The organism is Amycolatopsis sp. GA6-003 (assembly GCF_046267895.1).
GTDB lineage: Bacteria > Actinomycetota > Actinomycetes > Mycobacteriales > Pseudonocardiaceae > Amycolatopsis.
In genome coordinates this window covers 4072382-4094056 of the sequence record NZ_CP176499.1, presented here as the reverse complement: position 1 = coordinate 4094056, position 21675 = coordinate 4072382, and the positions used below count along the sequence as shown (strand labels likewise).

The 21675-nt window shown below is 70.9% G+C and carries 18 protein-coding genes and 1 other RNA gene; 14 read left to right on the top strand and 5 right to left on the bottom strand.

Annotated features, from left to right (window positions below):
- Positions 1-60: 60 nt before the first annotated feature.
- Together F9C12_RS17930 and F9C12_RS17925 are read right to left on the bottom strand one after the other, a co-directional pair.
- Positions 61-894 (bottom strand): SURF1 family protein, encoded by an 834-nt coding sequence (locus F9C12_RS17930; RefSeq protein WP_409183114.1) that lies wholly within the window; start codon positions 892-894, stop codon positions 61-63.
- Positions 895-942: 48 nt separating this feature from the next.
- The gene (locus F9C12_RS17925; RefSeq protein ID WP_409466650.1) at positions 943-1404 is read right to left on the bottom strand and encodes a low molecular weight protein-tyrosine-phosphatase; all 462 of its coding nucleotides are present in this window, start codon (positions 1402-1404) and stop codon (positions 943-945) included.
- Positions 1405-1444: 40 nt separating this feature from the next.
- On the opposite strand from F9C12_RS17925, the gene F9C12_RS17920 reads away from it, so the two are divergent.
- The 4 genes from F9C12_RS17920 to F9C12_RS17905 all read left to right on the top strand — a co-directional run bounded on the left by F9C12_RS17920 (position 1445) and on the right by F9C12_RS17905 (position 6085).
- Positions 1445-2263, top strand: a complete 819-nt coding sequence (locus tag F9C12_RS17920; protein ID WP_409183112.1) for a Nif3-like dinuclear metal center hexameric protein — start codon at positions 1445-1447, stop codon at positions 2261-2263.
- A gap of 17 nt (positions 2264-2280) precedes the next feature.
- A complete protein-coding gene (locus F9C12_RS17915) occupies positions 2281-3018 on the top strand; it encodes a zinc ribbon domain-containing protein (RefSeq protein WP_409466649.1) in 738 nt (245 codons plus the stop codon).
- A complete protein-coding gene (locus F9C12_RS17910; protein ID WP_409183110.1) occupies positions 3015-4157 on the top strand; it encodes a bifunctional RNase H/acid phosphatase in 1143 nt (380 codons plus the stop codon). Before F9C12_RS17915 ends, F9C12_RS17910 begins: the two co-directional genes overlap by 4 nt.
- A 182-nt stretch (positions 4158-4339) precedes the next feature.
- On the top strand, positions 4340-6085 hold the full coding sequence (locus F9C12_RS17905) for a hypothetical protein (protein ID WP_409466648.1): 1746 nt from the start codon (positions 4340-4342) through the stop codon (positions 6083-6085).
- Here the strand turns inward: F9C12_RS17905 and F9C12_RS17900 are convergent.
- Both F9C12_RS17900 and sfnG read right to left on the bottom strand, forming a co-directional pair.
- On the bottom strand, positions 6082-7260 hold the full coding sequence (locus F9C12_RS17900) for an SLC13 family permease (protein ID WP_409467027.1): 1179 nt from the start codon (positions 7258-7260) through the stop codon (positions 6082-6084). The two genes, F9C12_RS17905 and F9C12_RS17900, sit on opposite strands and share 4 nt — an antisense overlap.
- Before the next feature lie 77 nt (positions 7261-7337).
- On the bottom strand, positions 7338-8468 hold the full coding sequence (sfnG, locus tag F9C12_RS17895; RefSeq protein WP_409466647.1) for a dimethylsulfone monooxygenase SfnG: 1131 nt from the start codon (positions 8466-8468) through the stop codon (positions 7338-7340).
- Positions 8469-8578: 110 nt separating this feature from the next.
- Between sfnG and rnpB the strand changes: the two genes are divergently transcribed.
- From rnpB to F9C12_RS17845, 10 genes are all read left to right on the top strand, one after another.
- An RNA gene (gene rnpB, locus F9C12_RS17890) (RNase P RNA component class A) lies at positions 8579-8971 on the top strand.
- A gap of 22 nt (positions 8972-8993) precedes the next feature.
- Positions 8994-9851 carry an SCO6745 family protein gene (locus F9C12_RS17885; protein ID WP_409466646.1) on the top strand — a complete coding sequence of 286 codons (858 nt, stop codon included), beginning with the start codon at positions 8994-8996 and terminating at the stop codon, positions 9849-9851.
- Between the two features lie 480 nt (positions 9852-10331).
- Positions 10332-10598 carry a hypothetical protein gene (locus F9C12_RS17880; protein ID WP_009073098.1) on the top strand — a complete coding sequence of 89 codons (267 nt, stop codon included), beginning with the start codon at positions 10332-10334 and terminating at the stop codon, positions 10596-10598.
- A gap of 12 nt (positions 10599-10610) precedes the next feature.
- Positions 10611-11099, top strand: a complete 489-nt coding sequence (locus F9C12_RS17875; RefSeq protein WP_409183106.1) for a hypothetical protein — start codon at positions 10611-10613, stop codon at positions 11097-11099.
- A gap of 3 nt (positions 11100-11102) precedes the next feature.
- A complete protein-coding gene (locus tag F9C12_RS17870) occupies positions 11103-14060 on the top strand; it encodes an ATP-binding protein (protein WP_409183105.1) in 2958 nt (985 codons plus the stop codon).
- A gap of 46 nt (positions 14061-14106) precedes the next feature.
- Positions 14107-16185 carry a magnesium transporter gene (locus F9C12_RS17865; protein WP_409183104.1) on the top strand — a complete coding sequence of 693 codons (2079 nt, stop codon included), beginning with the start codon at positions 14107-14109 and terminating at the stop codon, positions 16183-16185.
- A 3-nt stretch (positions 16186-16188) separates the two neighbouring features.
- The gene (locus F9C12_RS17860) at positions 16189-16788 is read left to right on the top strand and encodes a hypothetical protein (RefSeq protein WP_409466645.1); all 600 of its coding nucleotides are present in this window, start codon (positions 16189-16191) and stop codon (positions 16786-16788) included.
- A 2-nt stretch (positions 16789-16790) separates the two neighbouring features.
- Positions 16791-17789, top strand: coding sequence for a C40 family peptidase (locus F9C12_RS17855; RefSeq protein WP_409183102.1), 999 nt, complete (start codon positions 16791-16793; stop codon positions 17787-17789).
- A 121-nt stretch (positions 17790-17910) separates the two neighbouring features.
- The gene (locus F9C12_RS17850) at positions 17911-19863 is read left to right on the top strand and encodes a hypothetical protein (protein ID WP_409466644.1); all 1953 of its coding nucleotides are present in this window, start codon (positions 17911-17913) and stop codon (positions 19861-19863) included.
- Positions 19864-19887: 24 nt separating this feature from the next.
- A complete protein-coding gene (locus F9C12_RS17845) occupies positions 19888-20085 on the top strand; it encodes a hypothetical protein (RefSeq protein ID WP_037815747.1) in 198 nt (65 codons plus the stop codon).
- A 609-nt stretch (positions 20086-20694) separates the two neighbouring features.
- On the opposite strand, the gene F9C12_RS17840 is transcribed toward F9C12_RS17845, so the two are convergent.
- Positions 20695-21654, bottom strand: a complete 960-nt coding sequence (locus tag F9C12_RS17840; RefSeq protein ID WP_409183101.1) for an AAA family ATPase — start codon at positions 21652-21654, stop codon at positions 20695-20697.
- Positions 21655-21675 lie beyond the last annotated feature (21 nt).

Here is a 21675-nt window from a genome sequence, read left to right as displayed (position 1 = left end):
GTATCAGCGGCGGAAGTGGCCCGGACAAAGAGCCATTTTCCCGAGAAACGACCAGGCCACTCAGGCGGTCGGCGAGTACTCGTCCTCGGAGTCTTCGGCGAGCATCTCCGCGACGGACTTGCGCCGGCCGCGCTGCGGGCGCTCGGTCGTCAGCGCGCCGCCCGGACGCAGTTCGCGGATCGTGAAGTACAGCCAGCCCAGCAACGCCATCGTGCCGAACGCCAGCCACTGCAGCGCGTACGAGAAGTACGGGCCCGACTCGAGCTGCGGCAGCGGCAACGCCTTGAGCACGCCGGGCTGGCCGTTGTCGAGCTGGAAGTACCCGGGCCGGATAGTGAGGCCGGAAGCCTTCGCCACCACGCGCGAGTCGACGGTGTAGCTCTGCAGCTTCCCGTTCGTCGACGCGTCGGCGAACGCTTCGCGGTTCTTCGGGTCTGTCTCGTCGCTTCGCACGCGCGCGACGACCGTCACCTGTCCGCCCGGCGCCGCCGCGTACGGGAGCACGCCGGAGTCGCTGTTGAGCCCCACGTAGCCGCGGTCGATGAGGTACACAGTGCCGTCGGTGGCGCGAAGCGGCGTAAGGACTTCGTACGCGCCTTGGCCCTGGACAGTGCGCAGCCGCGCGACGACTTCCGCCGAAGGCAGGTACGTGCCGGTGATGGACACGAGATGCCACTCGGTGTTCTTGTCCGGCTTCGTCCCCGGCGGCAACAGCTGGGCCGCGGGCGCGGGTTTCGCGGTGAACGACGTGGTCAGCGCGTTGTTCTGGGTGACCTGCTCGCTGTCGCGCCGGAACTGCCACGGGGCCAGCAGCGTGTAGCAGCAGATGGCGAAGGTGAACACCACCACTGTCAACGCCAGCCATCCCGGCCGGAGCAGAAACCGCAACCGCACCCCTCTACGGTAGGCCGTCGCGTTCCGTGCGCGCACCCGGACCGGACGTCACGCCTGTTCGCGGACCCAGTCCAGCAGTCCCGGCACGCTCCGCTCGATCATCCCGAGGACGTCCTCGAAGCCGTCGCCGCCGCCGTAGTACGGATCCGGCACCTCGGCGCCCTCCGGAGCGGACGGGTCGAACGAACGCAGCAGCCGCACCCGCGAAGGGTCTTCGACGCGGGACTTCAGGAAGTCAAGGTGGCTCCCGTCGGCGGCGAGAAGCAGATCGGCTTCGAGGTCCTCTTCGCTGACCTCGGCCGCGACGTGCTCGGTGGGGTAGCCGTGCGCCTTCAGCGTGGCGCGCGCCCGCCGGTCGGCCGCCTCGCCGACGTGCCACGGTCCGGTGCCCGCGCTGGACACCCGCACGGCGTCGGCGAGGCCCGCGTCGGCGAGCTTCTTGCGGAAGACCAGCTCCGCCATCGGCGAGCGGCAGATGTTTCCGGAGCAGACGAACACCAGCTTGGGCATGGCCAGCAGTGTTCCAGAGCAGTCGTGCGAGGATCCCCAGGTGCCTGCCTTAGCCGAGATCATCGCCGTCCTCGAACGCAGTTACCCGCCCCGGCTGGCGGAAAGCTGGGACGCGGTCGGGCTCGTCTGCGGAGACCCGGCCGAGAACGTCGACCGCGTGCTGTTCTGCGTCGACCCGGTCGAGGAGACGCTCGCCGAAGCCGAGGAGATCGGCGCGCAGCTGATCGTCGCGCACCATCCGCTGCTGCTGCGCGGCGTGCACGGCGTTCCCGCGGACACCGCGAAGGGCTCGCTCGTGCACCGGATGATCCGCGGCGGCATCGCGCTCTACTGCGCGCACACCAACGCCGACTCGGCCGACCCCGGCGTGTCCGACGCGCTCGCGCAAGCCATCGGCCTGGAGGTCGACCGGCCGCTCGACCCGCACGAACCCGGCGGAGCCACCGGGATCGGCCGGATCGGGCACCTGCCCGAGGCCGAGCCGTTCGCCCAGTTCGTCCAGCGCGTCGCCGACGCGTTGCCGGCCACCGTGCCCGGCGTGCTCGGTGCGGGCGACGCCGACCGGCCGATCCGCACCGTCGCGGTGTCCGGCGGCGCGGGCGACTCGTATCTCGCGAAGGCGACGGCCGAGGGCGTCGACGCGTACGTGACCGCGGATCTGCGCCACCATCCGGCCGGCGAACACCTCGCCGCCGCCGGAACTGTGCCCGCGCTGGTCGGCTTGACGCACTGGGCCAGCGAGTGGCCGTGGTGCGGACAGGCCTCGGCCCTTGTCGGCGCGGCCTTTGCGGGTACCGTCGAAGCTCACGTCTCCACGCGGTGCACCGACCCGTGGACCATCCGCGCTACCGCCCAGTAACTAAATCAGGGAGCACAGTGAAGGCCGACCCCGCCGTCCAGCGTCAGCTGCTCGAACTCGCGAAGGTGGACGCCGAGCTTTCGCGCGTCGCGCACCGCCGCCGCACTCTGCCCGAGCTCGCCGAGATCGAGGCGGGGGAGAAGACCGTCCGGGAGAAACGCGACGCGCTCGTGTCCGTCGAGACCGCGACGTCCGACCTCGACCGGGAGATCGCCCGGCAGGAGAAAGAGGTCGAATCGGTGCGGGCGCGCGAGGACCGCGACCGCAAGCTGCTGGAATCCGGGTCGGTCGGCGCCAAGCAGATGACCGACATCGAGCACGAGCTGCAGACGCTCGGCCGGCGCAAGGGCGCGCTCGAGGACGACCTGCTGGAGCTGATGGAACAGCGCGAGGCGCTGGGCCTGGACGCGCAGCGCACCAGCGCCGAGGTCGAGAAGGCGGAGCAGGAGGTGCGGGCCGCGCAAGCCCGTCGCGACGAGGCGTTCAAGGACCTCGACACCACCGAGGCCCGGCGCAAGGAGGACCGCGCGAAGCTGGTTCCCCGGTTCCCGGAACCGCTGCTCAAGCTGTACACCCGCGTCCACGAGCACAAGGGCATCGGCGCGGCGCTGCTGCGGGCCCGCCGGTGCGGAGCCTGCCAGCTGGAAATCGACCGCAACGCCATTTCCGAGATCAAGACGGCGCCCGAGGACGCCGTCGTGCAGTGCGAGAACTGCGGCGCGATCCTGGTCCGCACGCTGGAGTCGGGCCTGTGACCGAACGGGCGATCGTCGAGGCCGACGGCGGCTCGCGGGGCAACCCCGGCCCGGCGGGGTACGGCGCGGTCGTGAAGGACGCGGCCACCGGCGAGGTGCTCGCCGAACGCCACGAGTACCTCGGGGTCGCCACGAACAACGTCGCCGAGTACTCCGGGCTCGTCGCCGGGCTCGCCGCGGCCGCCGAACTCGGAGTGTCCATTGTGGACGTCCGGATGGATTCGAAGCTCGTGGTCGAGCAGATGTCCGGACGCTGGAAGATCAAGCACGCCGCGCTGCAGCCGCTCGCCGCGCAGGCGCGCGAGATCGCGGCGGGCTTCGAGCGGGTCAGCTACACCTGGATCCCGCGTGCGGAGAACTCGCACGCGGACCGGCTGGCGAACGTCGCGATGGACAGTGCCGGCTCTGGAGCGACCTCGCCCGCCCCAGTTTCCGAGGCGCGACCGAAGGACCAGGCCGCCGAGCCGGACCGGGTGTCCCCGGCGGGCTGGACCGGCGCCCGCGGCACGCCCACCAAACTGCTCCTGCTGCGGCACGGCCAGACCGAGATGTCGGTCGGCCGCCGCTACTCCGGGCGCGGCGACGTCCCGCTCACCGAGCACGGACGGGGCCAGGCCGCCGCGGCCGCCAAACGGCTGGCCGCGATGCCCGGGCTGATTGGCGAGGACGGCGAACCGGCTCCGATCGTCTCGTCGCCGCTGATCCGCACCAAGCAGACCGCGCAGGCGGTCGCCGACGCGCTCGGCGGCCGGGTCGAAACGCACCCCGGCCTCATCGAGACCGACTTCGGCGAATGGGAGGGCCTCACCTTCGGCGAGGCCGCCGAACGGGACCCGGAACTGCACCGCTGCTGGCTCAGCGATTCCTCCTGCCCGCCGCCCGGCGGCGAGAGCTTCGACGCGGTCCACGAGCGGGTCGGCAAGGCCCGGCGCGACCTCCTCCAGCAGTACGACGGGCGGACGGTCGTCGTGGTCAGCCACGTGACGCCGATCAAGACCCTGCTGCGGATGGGGCTGGACGCCGGGCCCTCGCTGCTCTTCCGGCTGCACCTGGACCTGGCGTCGCTGTCGATCGTCGAGTTCTATCCGGACGGCAACGCCTCGGTGCGGCTGGTCAACGACATCTCGCATCTGTCCTGACCAGGACATCTGTGAGGTGGATCACGGTCGGGGATGACGTGTGAAACGGCCCGGATGAGGTATTGGCTAGAGTGCGGTGTCGACCGCGGCGCCGCGGCGCAGGTCCCGGCCGGGACTTCAAGGGGGGCGCAGGCTCGTGCGTTTCTTCGGCAGAATCCGCAAGTGGAAACAGTGACGAGGACATGACGGCTAGCGCACTCACCGCAGTATCCGAGCCCGACCTGCCGGGGGAGGAGACGACCGACCCGCCCGCGCGGTTCAAGCTCAGCTGGCTGGCGTCGACGCTGGCGGTGCTGGCCGGCGTGGCCGGCCTCGCCTGGCACGCCACCCGCTACGGGCACTGGATCGTCGACGACGCGGCCATCACGTTCTCCTACTCGCGCAGCGTCGCCGATGGCCTCGGCCCGGTGCTCGCCCCCGGCCAGCCGCCGGTGGAGGGCTTCTCCGACCCGACCTGGATGATCCTGCTCGCGCTGGGCAAGGTCGTCGGCCTGTTCGACAAGGGCCTGCTGTTCGGCATCCCGGACTACGTGCTGTTCCCGAAGCTGCTCGGCCTGTTCTTCGCCGCGGGCATCCTGGTGCTGTGCCACCTGGTGGCCCGGCAGGTGTTCCGCAGGCACGCGTGGGCGATCACGCTGGCCACCGGCCTCGGGCTGGCGGCGATCCCGTCGTTCGTGATCTGGGTGGTCTCCGGCCTCGAGAACTCGCTGTTCGCGTTCTTCACCACCGCGCTGGCCGCGCTGCTGTTCACCGCGCTGCGCAAGGAAAACTCGCTGTCGTTCAAGGTCGCGATCGGCGCCGGCGTGCTCGTCGCCGCGGCCGCGCTGACCCGGCCGGAAGGCCTGATCTACGCCAGCGCGTACCCGATCGTCCTGCTGTTCGGCGTGAAGCGCGAGGGTTTCTGGCGGAGCTTCCGGCCCGCGCTGGCGTCCGTCGCCGCCTTCGCCGTGCTGTTCGGCGGCTATGTCGTCTGGCGGTACACGGAGTTTCACCGGCTGCTGGCGAACCCGTCGGTCGCGAAGAAGCAGGGCCTGCCGACTTTCGCCTCGATCATCCGGCCGCACCAGCTGGTGGAGTACGCGGGCATCGCGCTGACGCTCGTGCTGCTCGCCGCGGTCATCTGGGCGCTGGTCAAGGCGCCGTGGCGACGTCCGCTGATCGGGCTGGTCACGCCGCTCGCGCTGGGCGTGATCGCGTACGGCGTGATGGTGCCGGACTGGATGGCGCAGTACCGCTTCGCGACGCCGGTGTGGGTGCTCGGCACGCTGTGCGGCGTCATGGCCTTCGCCGAGCTGCTGCGTTCGCTGGCGAAGGTGCAGTGGCGCGCGGTCGCGGCGCTCGTGCTCGTGGCCGCGGCGGTCCCGTCGGCGATCGGCTTCGTGCAGCACGACGAGGAATTCGTGAAGAGCCCGACCGTCCCGGCCTGCCTGATCGCCGACCGCTTCGGCCGCGGCTTCAACACCTACGCGGACATGCTCGGCCTGCAGCACGCGTCGCTGCTGCTGCCGGACCTCGGCGGCTCGTCGATGACCAGCCGGCTCGAACTGGTCGACATGGCCGGCCTAGTCAACGCGCCGATCGCGGACCTGACGCACAAGGAAGACATCGCAGGCCTGCGCGACTACGTGTTCGACACGGTGAAGCCGACGTTCATCCACTCGTGGGGCCCGTGGGCGGACGGCAACGGCATCAGCGTCGACCCGCGCATCGACCGGGATTACGTCCCGATCCTCGTGTACCCCGGCCCGGGCAAGCGGCAGGGCGACTTCGTCCGCAAGGACGCGGTGACCGACCCGGCGAAGCTCGCGGCGGTTCAGCACTACGCGCAGGTGACCATGATGGACGTCGAGGCACAGCGCTTCGGAGACGGCCTGGACGACTGCGGCCCGACGTTGTCGCGGGGAAGCACGATCGCTCCTCGCGGCTAGAGGGCCAGCCACAGCGCGCAGGTCGCCGCTGCCAACGACAGCGGCGTGGTGAGCGCCCCGAGCCGCAGGAACTCGCCCACCGGCGGGTGTTGTCCATGCCGGACCACGACGCGTCGCCACAGCAGGGTCGCCAGTGAGCCGAGGTACGTCGCGTTCGGGCCGATGTTCACGCCCAGCAGCACGGCTAGCAGCACGCCCTGGTTCGGGTGCGGGCCGAGGACCGACAGCAGGATCAGTGTCGCGGGCAGGTTGTTGACGACATTGGCCAGCACCGCCGCGACTGCCGCGGCGAGCAGCAGTTCGGGCAGCCCCGCCGTCGTCGGCAGGATGCTGCGCAGCAGACCGCCGAGGACGTGTTCGTCGACTGCTTCGACCACGACCGCGAGAGCGAGCACGAAGAGGACCAGCAGCGGGGACGCCTCGGTGACCACCTGCCAAGGCCGGATCTTCCGCTCTGCCAACGCTTTGGCGGCCAGGACGAGCGCGGTCAGCGCGGCGATCCAGACCGGTTCGACGTGCACGAGCTGTCCCGTCGCGAAGCCGACCAGCATGACTGCCAGCACGACGAGGGTGAAGACCGGTGCGGGCCGGTGTTCGGGCTGGCGCGCGCTGACCGGTTCGCGGAGGTCCTTGCGGAAGAACCAGGCGAACGCGGCGAGTTCGACGGCGAGCGTGACGAGCCAGGGCAACGCCATCAGCGCGGTGAAACCGGCGAAGGTGAGGCCGGACGCGGTGAACGCGAGCAGGTTCGTCAGGTTGGAGACGGGGAAGAGCGTGGACGCCGAGTTCGCCAGGTGCGCGCACGCGTAAACATGCGGACGCGCGGTGAGTTTCAGTTCCGCCGCGGTGGCGAGGACGACCGGGGTCAGCAGGACGACTGTGGCGTCGAGGCTGAGCACGGCGGTGACGATCGCGGCCGCGGCGAAGGTGAGCAGCAGGAGCCGAGGTTGCCGTCCTCGGCAGATTTCGGCGAGTTCGGCGCCTAGCCAGGTGAAGACGCCTTCCGCCGCCGCGAGGTGGCTGACCAGCAGGATCGCTGCGAGAAAGCCCATCGTCGGCAGCATCTGGACGACCCGCTCGCCTGCTTCGTGCGGCGAGGTCAGGCCGAGCGCGAGTACGGCACCGGCGGCGGGGACCGCGAAGACGGCTTCCGGCAGGCCGCGCGGACGCGCCATGGCGAACCACAGCGTTCCGGCCAGAAGCAGCAGGGACAGGGGACCGTTCACCCCCGAACGCTAGCCGCCGGGAAAATTCAGATCCCCGCCGGTTCCGGCACTCCCGCGCCGCGGGCCAGCACCCGCTCCTTCTCCCGGACCACCGGCAGCACCTCCCTGCCGAAGTGCTCGACGTCCTCCAGGTAGTGCAAGAACCCGAGCAGCAACAGGTTCGCGCCGCGCTTTTTGTACTCGATCGCCCGGTCCGCGATCTGTTCCGGCGTCCCGATCAAGCCGGTCCGGAAGCCGTCGTTGTACTGCACCAGGTCCGCGAACTCCGAATCCGCCCACATGCCCTTGGCGTCCGAAGTGGACTTGCCGGCCTGCGCTACCGCGGAACGGAATCCTTCGACGGCGGGCACGTTCGCCTTCGCCACGATCTCCCGCAGCACCTCGCGGGCCTCGGCTTCGGTCTCGCGGGCGATCACGAACCCGTTGAGCCCGAACCGCACCGCGTGGTCGTTCTCCGCGGCGTACCCGCGCACCTCGTCGACCTGCTCGCTGAACCCGGCGAAATCCTTGCCATTGCTGAAATACCAGTCCGAAACGCGGCCGGCGAGCTTGCGCGCGGCGGTGGAGTTGCCGCCCTGGAACACTTCCGGATGCGGCCGTCCGGGACCGGCGACCGGTTTGGGTTTGATGTCGAAATCGTGGATCCGGTAGAAGTCGCCGCGGAACTCGGCGTGGTCGTCGGTCCACAATTGCTTGAGCACCCGGATGAACTCCTCCGAGCGGCGGTAGCGCTCGTCGTGTTCGAGCCACGGTTCGCCGAGCCCGGTGAACTCGTCTTTGAACCAGCCGCTGACCACGTTCACCGCGGCCCGGCCGCCGGAGATGACGTCCGCGCTGGCGACGAATTTCGCCAGCACGCCGGGCTGCCACAGTCCGGGATGGACGGCCGCGATGACCTTCAGCCGCTGCGTCGCGAGCAGTAGCGCCAGGCTGAAACCGGTGGATTCGTGCTGGTAGGCAGCGCCGTAACTGGCGGTGTAGCGGACCTGGGTGAGCGCGTATTCGAAGCCGTTGTTCTCGGCGAGCACGGCCAGTTCGCGGTTGTACTCGTAGCCCCAATCGGTGCGCTGTTCGATGTCGCTGGTGACCAGGCCGCCGCTCACATTCGGGACCCAGTAAGCGAATTTCAGAGGTTCCTGCTCTTCGGGTGCGGTCATGGCGGGAGTGAAACAGCGGTCCGGAAGGGGGTCAACGCGCGTCCACGCGATGGAATGTGCCAGCCCGGACCCGGGGCCGGGCGGTCTCCCGGGTACGCTGTTTCGGCGGACGAGCTGGCAGGACGGTCGCGGCCCGGGTTCTCCCGGTCCGAGGAAAGTCCGGACTCCGCAGGGCAGGGTGGTTGCTAACGGCAACCCGGGGCGACCCGCGGGACAGTGCCACAGAAAACAGACCGCCCCCGTCTCGCGACGGGGGTAAGGGTGAAACGGTGGTGTAAGAGACCACCAGCATCCCGGGTGACCGGGATGGCTCGGTAAACCCCACCCGGAGCAAGGCCAAGAGGGAGTTCGCTCCTGCGCAGGCGATCGAGGGCGGCCCGTCCGATGCCTGCGGGTAGGCCGCTGGAGCCTGTCGGCAACGGCAGGCCGAGATGGATGACCGTCGCCCGGTCCGCCGCGAGGCGGCCCGGGAACAGGATCCGGCTTACATGCCAGCTCGTCCGCCCGATCGCTACGATCGGGCGCATGGGTCAAGCCGTCGCCGCCGCTGTCGCCTTCCGGACCACTTTCGACGCTCTGCACGCCCCCGTCTACTTCGCTCCAGAAACCCAGCAGCGGCTCGCCGCCGCCGGGCTCAAACCCGGGTCGATGACCTACTTCGCCAGCCGCGCCGCGGCGATGGGCCAGGTCGGAGCGGGCACAGTCACCGCGACCTTCTACAGCTTCAGCCCCAGCCTGATCGCGCACTTCATCCCGCGGGTCTGGACCATCGCGAGCCCCGAAACAGTCCTCGAAGCCCGGCTCGCGGCCGTCGACGAGATCTACCGCAGGCTGTTCGGCGACGAGACGCTCGCGTCCGCCGAAGTCGCCGAAGCCGCGGCGCTTGCCCGGGAAGCCACCGAAGGCTGCCGTCCGGAAGGGCGTCCGCTCTACGCCGCCCACGCGGACCTGGCGTGGCCCGAACAGCCGCACCTCGCGCTGTGGCACGCGATCACGCTGCTGCGCGAGCACCGCGGAGACGGGCACGTCGCGGCCTTGACCACCAACGGCCTGTCCGGTCTCGAAGCACTGGTCACGCACAGCGCGACCAGCAACGGAACCCCGCCGGACACAGCCAAGCGCACCCGCGGCTGGAGCGACGAGGAATGGGACGCGGCCGCGGCCCGGCTGACCGTGGACGGAATCCTCGACGCGGACGGCGCGCTGACCGAGCGCGGGCAGGAGTTGCGCGAACGCGTCGAGACGGCGACGAACGCGGCGGCGGAAGGTCCGTGGCGGCACCTCGGCGAGGAGAAGACGGCTCGGCTGGAGCAGCTGTGCGCTTCGCTCAGCCGCCGGGTGATCGAAGCCGGAGCGATCCCGAGCGCGGCGTTCCGGGCCTGAGCCGCGGGACGGTCCGGAACTGCCCGGGATCACGCTTTGTAGTGAACAAATGTGCACATCGGACGTGATGGTGACCGTTATCGCATCAGAGAGTGATCAATTCCGGATTGTTTTCCAGTCCGGTTGTCACTCACCGGACTCGCGGCGGAACGCCGATCGGGGCATGCCACACTGGTGCCTGCCCGACACGCCGGTCCGGAGCGCACCGAGAGTGAGCGTCGCGCGTTTTGCGGAGCCGCACCGACGGAACACTGCGCAATCCGGGTGGCTTGGGTTATTCCGGAGCACCCTTGCCACGATGATGGAGGGCGAGGAATCCTGACCATCGGACCGCAGTACCCGCCCCATGACCACAAGTCGACATCTACCGATATCTACGCAGCGCGCTTTGACCATTACCCCTTGTAACGCCATGATGGTGTTCGTAGCTTCGCCGAAGCCAGAACAGCACGGCGCCAGCCGTGCACCGGGAGTATCGCGATGACCAGCATGACCGCCCTCGAGACGTTTGTGGCCGAAGGGATCAGCACCGGCAACGTCCGGACCTGGCTGCTCGACAACATCATCCCGCTCGTGCTGCTCGCGGTCGCTCTGCTCCTGCTGTGGCTCGGCGGCGGCAAGGGCGACAACGCGGGCGTCATGCGGCGGCTCGCCGGCGTGGTCATCGCGCTCGCGATCATCGGACTCGCGGTCAGCGGCGCGGGCGTGAACGTGGGCCAGTGGATCGCCGGCCTGTTCACCGGCTGAGGCGGAGCAGGCGTGCGGATCAGGACCGATGACGAGGTGTACCGGGTCGATGCCGTCTGGCTCGGCCCGCCGAAGGCGACTTTTCCCTGGCGAGCCCGCTACGTCGCGTGGCTCGTCGGCATTCCGGTCTTCCTGGTCGTGCTCACCGTGGAGCGGTGGGTCGGCTGGAGTTTCGGGTTCTTCTCCACGGCGTGGGCGTTCGTGGCCACGATCGTGATCACCAGGCTGATCACCGCCAAGATCAGCCACGAGCGCCCGCTGGGCGCGGTGATCGCGATGATGGGCCAGGAATTGCGCACGCCGAGGGAGCGGACCTCGGGCACCGGCGGCGCGGTGAGCGCCAGCCGGGTCCGGGTGCGGGCGCAGCGCCCGCTGCCGAAGCACAAGAGAAGGCGGCAGTACCAGCACCGCGACCCGCGTCGCGGAGCCGGTGCGAGTGCCGGGAAACAGGGAGCACCACGAGCGCGCCGGAGCCGCCCCGCGGCTCGGGCCGGGAGGTAGTCGTTGTTCGGTCGCGGCGGAAGCCGAGGGAAGCGGGAGCAAGACGTCCCTGCCGGTGCGTGGACCACGCCCGCGGGAGGCCGTCCTCCGTCCGGCGGCAAGAAATCCGGCGGCAAGGGCCGCAGGCTGCCCGGTGAGCAGGCGATTCCGGCGTACACGCCGTCGATCGCCGCGCGCAGCATCGACGGGCACCTGCTGCGCACCGGATACGAGGTGTACGCCTGGTACCGGCTCGCGCCGCAGCGCTGGTCGTTCCGTTCCGATTCGCAGCGCCGCGACCTGATCGCGGCCATCGCCGGCCAGTACGCCGAACTGCAGGGCCGCTGGCTGCACCTGCGCGTCACCAACCGGCCGTACCCGATCCGGATGTGGGCCGAGGCGCACGTGCACAACGCGGTCGGGCGGCCGAACGACGTGCCCGGCGCGCTGTCGTTCGACGACTACCTGATCGGCGAGCAGCAGCAGCTGATGGGCCGCTCGATGGCGGAGAAAGAGGTCTACCTCGGCGTTCAGGTGCAGACCCGGCGCATGGTGGACCGCGCGGTCGAACGCGCCGCGCCGGTGCTGCGCCGGATCCTGCCCGAGGCGGTCGACGCCGAACTGGCCGCGCTCGACTCCGAGATCGAGCACCTCGACCAGGTCATCGGCAGCGCCGGGCTGGAAGGCCGTCCGGTGCACGCCGAGGAGATGTCCTGGCTGATGCACCGCTCGTGCTCGCTGGGCCTGCCCGCGCCGCGCAACATGCCCGCCGTGCCAGGAGCGGCGTGGGAGCCCGAGGACCTCGCCAGCTTCACCGACGCGGCGGATTTCCACGCCGACCCGTACGCGCCCACGGTCACCGTGCGCGGCCGCACCGGGTCCAACGCCGGGGTGTCGCGGCATCTCGCGGTGCTCACCGTCGGCCAGATGCACGGCCTGCAGATCCCCGAGGTCGACGACCCGTGGATCCAGCACGCGGACCGGCTGCCGGCGGCGGTCGAGGTGTCCGCGCGAATTTACGTGCGGCGGCCGGAAGAGGTGTCCGGCGAACTGCAGCGGCAGATGAACAAGGTCCGCTCGCAGGTCAAGCACTACACCGACGAGCACGAGCTGGAACCGCCGCAGTCGCTGGCCCGGCAGGCCGGCCGGGTGCTGGAGATCGACGACGAGATGACGTCGGGCTTCACCGCGCTGGCCACCCGGGTGCGGTCGTGGTGGCGCCTGGCGGTGTCCGGCCCGACCGAACGCGACGCGCTGCGGCTGGCCCAGCAGCTGCTGGATCTGTACAAGCCGAAGATCGCCATCGAGCATCCGGAAGCGCAGTACGCGATGGCCCGGGAGTTCATCCCGGGCGAGCCGCTGGCCTCGGGCGCGTACATGCGCCGCGGTTCGGTGGTGTGGACCGCGTCCGCGGTGCCCACCGCGACCGCCGAGGTCGGCGACCGGCGCGGCATCCTGCTCGGCGAAACGGTCACCGCGACGCGGCGTCCGGTGGCCTGGGACCCGTGGATGGCGCAGGAAATCCGCGACGGATCCGGCCTCACCGCGATGGTCGCCGGGCTGGGCGGCGGAAAGTCGTTCCTCGGCGGCGGCATCGTCTACAAGACGCTGCGGGCCGGGGCGCACTGGACGATCCTCGACCCGTCCGGCCCGCTGTCGAGGCTGTGCGAGCTGCCCGAACTCCGGCCGTACGCGCGGCCGATCAACCTGCTCAACGCCCAGCCGGGCATCCTCAACCCGTACCGGGTGGTCGCCGATCCGCTGATCGAGCACTTCATGGACGAGGAGGACCCGGAACGCTCGTGGCGGCGCGAAAAGGCGCTGGCCGGAGCGACCCGGCGGCGGCTCGTGCTCGACGTGCTCACCGGAGTGCTGCCGTACGAGGTGTCGCGGATGGCGCAGACCCGGATCGTGCTGCTGCGTGCCGTGCGCGCGGTCGGCGGCCGGTTCGACGCCGACCCGGGCCAGGTCATCGACGCGCTGCGGCGGGATTCGAGCGAGCACCACGAGCACGCGGTCGTGGTCGCGGACTTCCTCGACGAGATGCGCGAGCGGATGGCGCTGCTGATCCCGGAGACCGACGCGGACCCGTACTCCGAGACCCGCGACGACCGGATGACCGTGCTGACCATGGCGGGGCTGACCCTGCCGAAGGACGGCGTGCCGCGCGAGTACTGGACCGACGCCGAATCGCTCGGCGTGGAAATGCTGAACCTCGCGGCGTGGCTGACCCAGCGGTCGGTGTACGAGAAGCCGAAGGAACTGCGCAAGGGCGTCTGGATCGACGAGGCGTTCTTCCTGTCCGAGGTGCCGACCGGGCGCGTGCTGATGAACCGGTTCGCGCGCGACTCGCGGAAGTGGAACGTCCGGGTGCTGCTGTCCTCGCAGATCCCGGCGGACTTCCTGAAGATCCAGGGTTTCGTGGCGCTGCTGGACTCGGTGTTCGTCGGCAGGCTCGACGACGACGACGCGCAGGCCGACGCGCTGCGGCTGCTGAAGGTGCCGGTCGGGGTGGGGTACGAGCAGGTCGTCGCCGCGCTCGGCCGCCGCCCCGGAGCGCAGCGCGGGCTGGAACGCGACATGGAACCCCGGCAGTTCATCTTCGGCGACGGAGCCGGCGGCGTGGAACGCATCCGCGTCGACTTCTCCGGCCCGCATCTCGACGCGTTGCGCGCGGCCATGGACACCACTCCGGGCTCGCCCGACGCGCGCGGCAAATCCGGCAAGGAACTCGTGGCGCCCCACGAGGACGAGGCCAAGCCGTACGTCCCCGCCCCACCGGAGGACGACGAGCTGGAACACGACTTCGAACTCCAAGCGGAACTCGAGGTCGGGCTCGCCGACGAGCAGCTGCTGGGCTCGCCGGACCCGCTCGCGTCCGAGACCGGCGAGGTGGAGGGTGCAGTGCGCGACGGACGGCAGGAGGACCGGCACGCCCGGGCCGGCGGCAAGAGCGGCGGCACCGGCAGGGATGCCGCATGAACCCCGGTGATCCGGGCCGGCTCGCACCGGCCGTGAGGAGGCCTGCGTGAACACCGTCTTCACGCTGGCGTCCGTCCTCGCGTTCGCCGCCGGCTGGCACGCGCTGCGCAAACGGGTCAAGGAAGGCCCGAAACCGGTTGGCCGCCGCCCGAGCAGGCGCGCTTCGCTGCTGGCCGTGGTGGCGGTGATCGGGCTGCAGACTGTGCTGTTCGCCCCCGCGGCGAACGCGGCGGCGTGCGGGGAATCGCCGAACCCGGAAAGGCCGGGGGCGGGGATGGTCGGCGCGCTCGACCCGCCGGAGGGACACGGCGAGCCGCAAAGCGCCTACATCGACTACAGCTACGCGGGCATGGTCTGGAACACCTACCAGACCAACTGCACCGCGCTGTCCGCCATCGCGTCCCCTAGCTCGACCATCGACACCTGGGCCGGGAACCAGCTGTTCAACGTCGGCAAGAACATCGTCGGCGCCACGAACTCGCTGCACTACACCGTTCTCGAGGGCGGGCTGCTGAACCCGATCTACAACGCGGTCAAGTCGGGCGCGGAGAAGGTGTACAACAACATCTACGCGCAGCTGTTCGGCCTGGTCGCGCTGATCTTGTCGATCATGTTGTTCCGCAACATCTGGCGCGGCGACCTCGCCGGGGTCAGCAAACGGGCCCTTTACGCGATGGCCGGGGTCTGGCTGGCGGCGTCCTCGCTGGCGATGCTGCGGTATTTCGATCCGATCGACAAAGCGATCGTCCAGACCACCACCAACATCCAGGCGGGCTTCGTCGATTCGTCGCAGGACCGGATCGTGCGCGACATCCTGCCCACGGACCTGCACAACCAGGTCGTCTACGACAACTGGCTGCGCGGGGAGTTCGGCTCGCCCACCGCTCCGCAAGCCCAGCAATACGGCAGGCCGCTGCTGGACGCGCAGGCGTTCACCCGGGACCAACTGGTGAACGGCGACGACGGCAAGCAGAACGTCGTCGACGCCAAAAAGGCCGCCTTCAAGGACATCTCCACCAAACTCGGCCCCGCCACCGGCTACTTCACCGGCGAGGCTGGCGGCCGTACCGGAGCCGGGTTCCTCGCCCTCGGACAGAGCCTCGTCTACTCGCTCTTCCAGCTGCTGGCCAAGGCTTCCGTGCTGCTCGCGCAGGTGCTGATCCGCCTGTTCGCGCTCACCGCGCCGCTGATCGGGCTGGTCGCGCTGCTGAACCCGGAGATCCTGCGCCGCGTGCTCAAGGTCGCCGGCGGCATCGCGTTCAACCTGGTCGTGCTGTCGGTGCTGGCCGGCGTGCACGCGCTGCTGCTGCAGGCGATCTTCGCCGCGGGCGACGGGCTCAACCTGCTCACCAAGATGGTCCTCGCCGGGCTGATCACGGTGCTGCTGTTCCTCGTCGGACGCCCGGTGCGGCGGCTGTGGCAGATGGTCGAGATGTCGGTCAGCATGGTCGGCGGTGCGGTGCCGACGCCGGGCGGCGGGCTGTTCTCCCGGTTCCGCCGGAAGAACGAGCCGACGCCGCAGGACCAGTTCTGGCAGAACGTCCGCGACACCGACGACGTCGTGGACGGCGACCAGCGCGGCCCGATCGGCGCGACCGTCGGCGGCGGCCGGTACCGGCCCGAGGCGGCGGTTTTCGCCAGCTCGCAGCGGCTCGACAACGGCTCCCGGGCAGCCCGGCCCGCCGCGGCCTGGTCCGGTGCTCCGTGGCCGGGCGCGGTCGGTCCCGCGCAGTCCGCCGCGGGTGCGCTGCCCGCGGGCGGCAGGGGCGGCGCGCCGGTGTTCGGCCAGTACCACCCGGTGGCCGGTGCGCCCGGCGACTACGTGATGGCCGGTGCGCGCTGGCCGGTCAAGGAAAGCCGTCAGGTCGACACGTCCCCGGTCGCCGACCGGCGGTGGAGCGACGAGCCGGAACCGGTGGTCGTCCCGTCGCGGATGGCCGCGCCGGACCGCGGTTACTCGGCCCCGGCCCCGGACCAGCCCGGGTTCACCGTGCCGACGCAGGGCATCCGGGCCCAGCCGCGCCGGGTGGACCCCGAGGTCGTGGCCGGGAAACCGGTGTTCGTGCTGTACCGCCCGTCGCGCGGCATCGAGGTCCGCGACACCGACCAGGTCATGGGGCGGTAGCCGATGCCGATCCGCACCAACCGCGGCCGGACCGCGGTCTACCGCCGCCTGTGGGGTTTCCCGCTCCGCTCGCCCCGGCACCTCGTGGGCACGCTGGTGTTCCTCGCCGTGGTGATCACCGCGCTGGGCGTCGGCCTGCCCAAGGTGCTGGGCAAACCGGCGTCCGCGCATCCCGGCGCGGCTCCGCCGAACTCGTCGGCCGGGCCGCGCACCGGCGTCGCCGCCCCGGTGCCCAGCACGGAAACCCTGCCGACCCGGCTGACCCAGCCGCTGGTCACCCCGACCTCGGCGGCTCCGAACCCGGAGGCGCTGAACGTCGCGAAACAGTGGGCGGCCGCCTGGGTGCGGCATCCGGCGGGCATCTCGAACGCCGACTGGCTGAACGGGATGCGCGCGCTCACCACCGACGAGTACCTGCCCGTCATGTCCACTGTGGACCCGGCGAACATCCCGGCGACCAAGGTCACCGGGGAGCCGACGGTCGCGCAGTCCTACTCCAGTTCGGTCAAGGTCGTGGTCCCCACCGACGGTCCGAGGCTCAGCATCACCGTGGTCAAAACGGCCGCGGGGTGGCGAGTGTCGGACTATGACCAGGCGAGCTGACCGTGAAGCTGGCCATTCTCGTCTCGGTGGTGATCGCCGCCGTTTTCGCCACGGTGCTCACCACCAACGTCGTGCAGAAGGCGGTGACCGACCAGCAGCAGGCGGCCGCCGGCGGGATCGCGCTGACCTCGTGCGACGCCGCGATCGGCCCCACCCAGCCCGGGCAGCCGGAGCAGGGCGGGGCGGACGCCGCGGAACTCGACCAGGAGTCGCGCGGAACGGTGTCGCTGATCATCGCGATCGGCAAGCAGCGCAACCTCTCGCCGCGCGCGTGGCAGGTCGCGATCCAGGCCGGGATGACCGAATCGCGGCTGCACAACCTGAACTACGGCGACCGCGATTCGCTCGGCATCTTCCAGATGCGCCCGTCGATGAACTGGGGCAGCGCGGCCCAGGTCACCGACCCGAACTACGCGATCAACAAATTCTTCGACGTCCTGCTCGGCGTCCCGGACTGGGAGAACCTGCGCCCCGGCGACGCCGCGCAGCGGGTCGAGCGATCCGGTTTCCCGGACCGCTACCACCGGTGGGAGGCCATGGCGGCCACGCTGGTGCAGAACCTGGGCCAGGTCGCCGACGTGGTCGGCTGCGGGCAGGGCATGGGCGCCGCGCTGCCGCCGAGCCAGGCCGCGGCGCAGGCGATCAAGTTCGCGCTCGGCGAGCAGGGCAAGCCCTATGTCTGGGGTGCCACCGGGCCGAATTCCTACGACTGTTCCGGCCTGATGCTGCGCGCCTACGAGTCGGCCGGGGTGATCCTGCCGCGCGTCTCGAAGGACCAGTACAAGGCGGGCGCGATGCTGCCGGTGCGCGACGCACAGCCCGGCGACCTGATTTTCCTCGCCACCGACCCGGCCGACCCGACGACCATCCACCACGTCGCGATGTACCTGGGAGACGGCAAGATCGTCGAGGCCCAGCAGACCGGCGTGCCGGTGCACGTGCGCCCGTTCTCGTTCGACGAGCACGAAGTCGTGCCGCAGGCGGTGCGCCCCGGCGTCTAGCATGGGTGCGGGAGGCACCGGCTCTTGACCCGCGGATGCCCAGTGCCGCGGGTCCGGATTCACCCCGAAGTCGCGGCCTGTCCACGAGCACGTGGCCGCGCGCTGGCAGAGGATGGCACACGTGGCACGGAAATTCGGCAAGCGAGGCAAGACCGGCCAGAGCGAGCCCCAGGATCCGGCGGCGCTGTTCGGCGCACCGCAGCCGCCGCGCCAGTCCGCGCACCCCGCGTCCAGCACCCCGCTGGCGGACCTGCTGAACCAGGGCATGCCCGGCGTGGACAGCGGGTACGTCGTCCTGCCGCGTTCCCTGGCGGAAGGCATGTCGCTTCCGTGGCAGCAGCAGATGGCGGCCCTGCTGGCCCAGTTCCACGGCGAGCACGCCCGGCTGTCGTGGCCGGTGTACCGGGTGGTCCCGTCGCGCTACGAGCGTTTGGTCGATCTCGACGAGGAACAGCTCGCGGAGGCGGGCTACCTGGTGGAGATGGACGCCGAGGGGGAGATGGTCTACCGGGAACGGAGCGGCCGCAAGGTCCAGGACCCGGACCGGACCACGGTGCTGGTGTCCTGCCTGGACCCGATCCCGCGCCCGGCCGCGGCGGGCCCGGTGCCGCCCGGGGAGGCGCCGCCGATGGGCCCGCTGGCCGCGGCGGTGCCGATGAACATCGGACCGGCCCCGGTGTGGCGATCGGTGCCGCATGGTTCGGAGGGTCCGGCTGGTTCGGTGGGCCCGGCTGCTTCGGCTGCTTCGGCTGGTCCGGCTGCTTCGGTTGGCCCGGCTGCTTCGGTTGGCCCGGCTGGTTCGGCTGCTCCGTCTCAGGATCCGGTGGCAAACCCGCCGGAACAGCCCCCGGCAGCCACGCCGTCTCCGCCGCAAGAGCCGGTTCCGCCGACCGGTCCAGAAACGACCTCGATCCCCGCCGACGAACCCGCCCAGCCCGGCCCGGCTGCCGCGGAGCTGGCCGAGCCTGCCGCTCCGCCCGCACCGGAAGGTGCGGCACCGCCTGCCGTTTCCGACACCGGCGGGACGGCCCCGGTGCCTCCTCCGTCGGGTGCGCCAGCACCGGGTGATCCGCAGTTGCGCGCGAGGCAGGCTTGGCAGCCGAAGCCGTACGTGCATGAGCCGCGTCAGCCCGCACGTGCGGGAGAAGCCTTGCCGCCGCAGGGAAATCCAGTCGGCGGGGTCCCGCCGCACGGTCGGCAGGAGGCAGCCCCCGCGCCCGGGTGGCAGGGACAGAACCCGGCGGTCCAGCAAAGCCAAGCTCCTCAGCCCGGGGCGCAGCAGTACGGCCCGGGCTCGGCTTCCGCACAGCACTCTCCACCGTCGGCGATCCCGCCGCCCGCCGCTGCTCCGCAACAACCCCCGGCGCAGCCAGCAACCCCGCCGACGAATCAGCCCGCTTCCGGTGCGGCGCAACCACTCCCGAGTCTTCCGGCGCAGCACCAGCCGCCGACAGCTCCTGCCGCGGAGACGACGAGCCCGCCCCCAGCCGGTGCGGCGCAGCCGGTTGCGAATTCTCCGGCGCAGTACCAGCCGCCGACAGCTTCTCCCGCGCCCGGCACGGAACCGGCACAGCCTGCTCCGGCCGCGGCGCAACCGGCCCCGCCTGCTCCTGGCGCGGAGTCGGCGAATCCGCCCGCGCCTGGTGTCGCGCAGCCCGCCCAGCCTGCGGCGCAGCATCCAGTCCCGCCCGCTCCCAGCGCTCAGCCGAATCCTCCCGCGGCAGGTGCACCGTTCCAGCTGCCGCAGCCCAGCGGTCGCCGGCGGTCCAGCGAGACCGGGCCGGACGGGCGGGCGTTGCCGGTCTTCCCGGGGCAGGAGGCCGGGCCGTCTGGGCCGCCGCCGGCGCGGGCGTACCGGGACGAGTTGCCGGTCTTTCCGGGCAAGGAGTCCGCCGTCCCGCCGGTACCGGATTACGGTGCCCCGGCGGACGACGCGGCCACCCCGCCCCGCGGCATTCCGGTCCGGGACGCTCGCGGGTGGTTCGACGAGCACCCCGACCACGAGGACGACGGTCCCGCCGACTTCGGGCCCACCGGGCAGCCCACGGAGGTCCCGTTCCGCTGGCGCAAGTGAGCGGGCAGGTGTCAGGCTGAACCCATGTCTGACGACCCGAACCCGGACCAGGGCTGGTACTACAACACCCGCACCCACGAAGTCGAGCACCTGGAACGCAGCCGAGGAGTCGACCTCCTCGGCCCCTACCCGGACGAGGCCACGGCCCGCCGGGCGCTCGACATCGCCCGCGAACGCACCCGCCAAGCCGACGCCGCCGACCGCTCCTGGGACGGCGACTGACCCGCTTGGACCTGCCAACCCTGGTGGGTTGGGAGGCGGGGCAGCCCGTTCCTGCCGTCCGCGTGGGTGGCTGTCGGTAGCGGGAAGCCTTGCGGTGCGCTGGGCAGCAGCGCAACGCGACGCTGCCGCCCGCGCGTGGGCGGCAGCTGGCTGCCCGCAACCCGCCCGCGCGGCTCCGGCGGTCGGGGAAGCGGGACGTGACGTCGCCGACCGTGCGGGGCGGTGACCGGCTGCCGGTAGCGGGAAGCCCTGCCCTCGCGACTCCGGCGGCCTAGGAAACAGGGCCAGCGTGACCCAGTCGACGGGCCGGAGTGGTGACTGCTTGCCTGCTGCGTGTTTCTGGGGGGTTAGCAGTGCGGAACCGCTGACGAGCCGGGGTGGTGACTGGCTGCCTGCCGTGTGTCTCCGGTGGGGTTAGCAGTGCGGAACCGTCGACGGGCCGGGGTGGTGACTGGCTGCCTGCCGTGTGTCTCCGGTGGGGTTAGCAGTGCGGAACCGTCGACGGGCCGGGGTGGTGACTGGCCGCCCGCCGCATGTCTCCGGCGGCCCAGCAGCACGAAACCGCCGACCGGACAGCGCAGTCCGGTCGGCGGTGGGAACCTCAGCGAGTCACCCGGCCACCAAAGCCGGGTCCAGCACGAACTCCGGATCCACCTGCTGCTCCAGATCCGCCCCCACTCGCCCGTTCCCCCAGGCTCGCGCGTTGCGCAGGTGGAACTCCACCCCCTGCCGCTGGTACCGCGCCCAGTCTCGCGGCGTTGCGTCCACCAGGTCCTGCATCGCGGCCAGCGTCGCCAGGTTGCGCGGCTCCAGCTCGCCGATCGGCCGGGTCTTGCCGCGTTCGGCGGCTCGGACGTGGCTGGACGTCGTCATCCAGCCCAGCAGCGCCGAGCCCAGTTGCTCGGTCAGGAAGTCGACGTCGTCGCCGTCGGTGACCTTGTTCCCGACCGCTACCAGGTGAACCCCGAAGTCCCGCGCGTGATCCGCGTACTGGCGGTAAACACCCACGCTGCGCAGGGTCGGCTCGCACACCAGGAACGTCACGTCGAAGCGCGTGAACAGGCCCGAGGCGAACGCGTCCGCGCCGGCGGTCATGTCCATCACCACGTACTCGTCCGTGCCGTCCACCAGGTGGTTCAGCAGCAGCTCCGCCGCGCCGACCTTCGAGTGGTAGCAGGCCACGCCCAGGTCGTCCTCGTCGAATTGGCCGGTCACGCCCAGCCGGACGCCGCCTAGCGGGCGGAAGCAGGCGTCGAAGATCGGGTTGTCCTCGAAGGGGCGCACCAGACGCGAGCCGCGGCCGGGCGGGGTCGTTTTGATCATCGCGTCGGCGGACGGGATTCGCGGGTTGTCGCCGCGCAGGTATTCCTTGATCAGCGGCATGTGGTCGCCGAGGGTCGGCCACGCCAGTGCCTGCTCCTCGGTCGCGCCGAGGGCCACCGCCAGGTGCTGGTTGATGTCCGCGTCGATGGCGAGCACCGGTTTGCCCGCTGCGGCCAAGTAAGAGACGAACAGCGACGAGAGCGTGGTTTTCCCGCTGCCGCCCTTGCCGACGAACGCGATCTTCACCGATCCGGCCCCTTCTGAAAA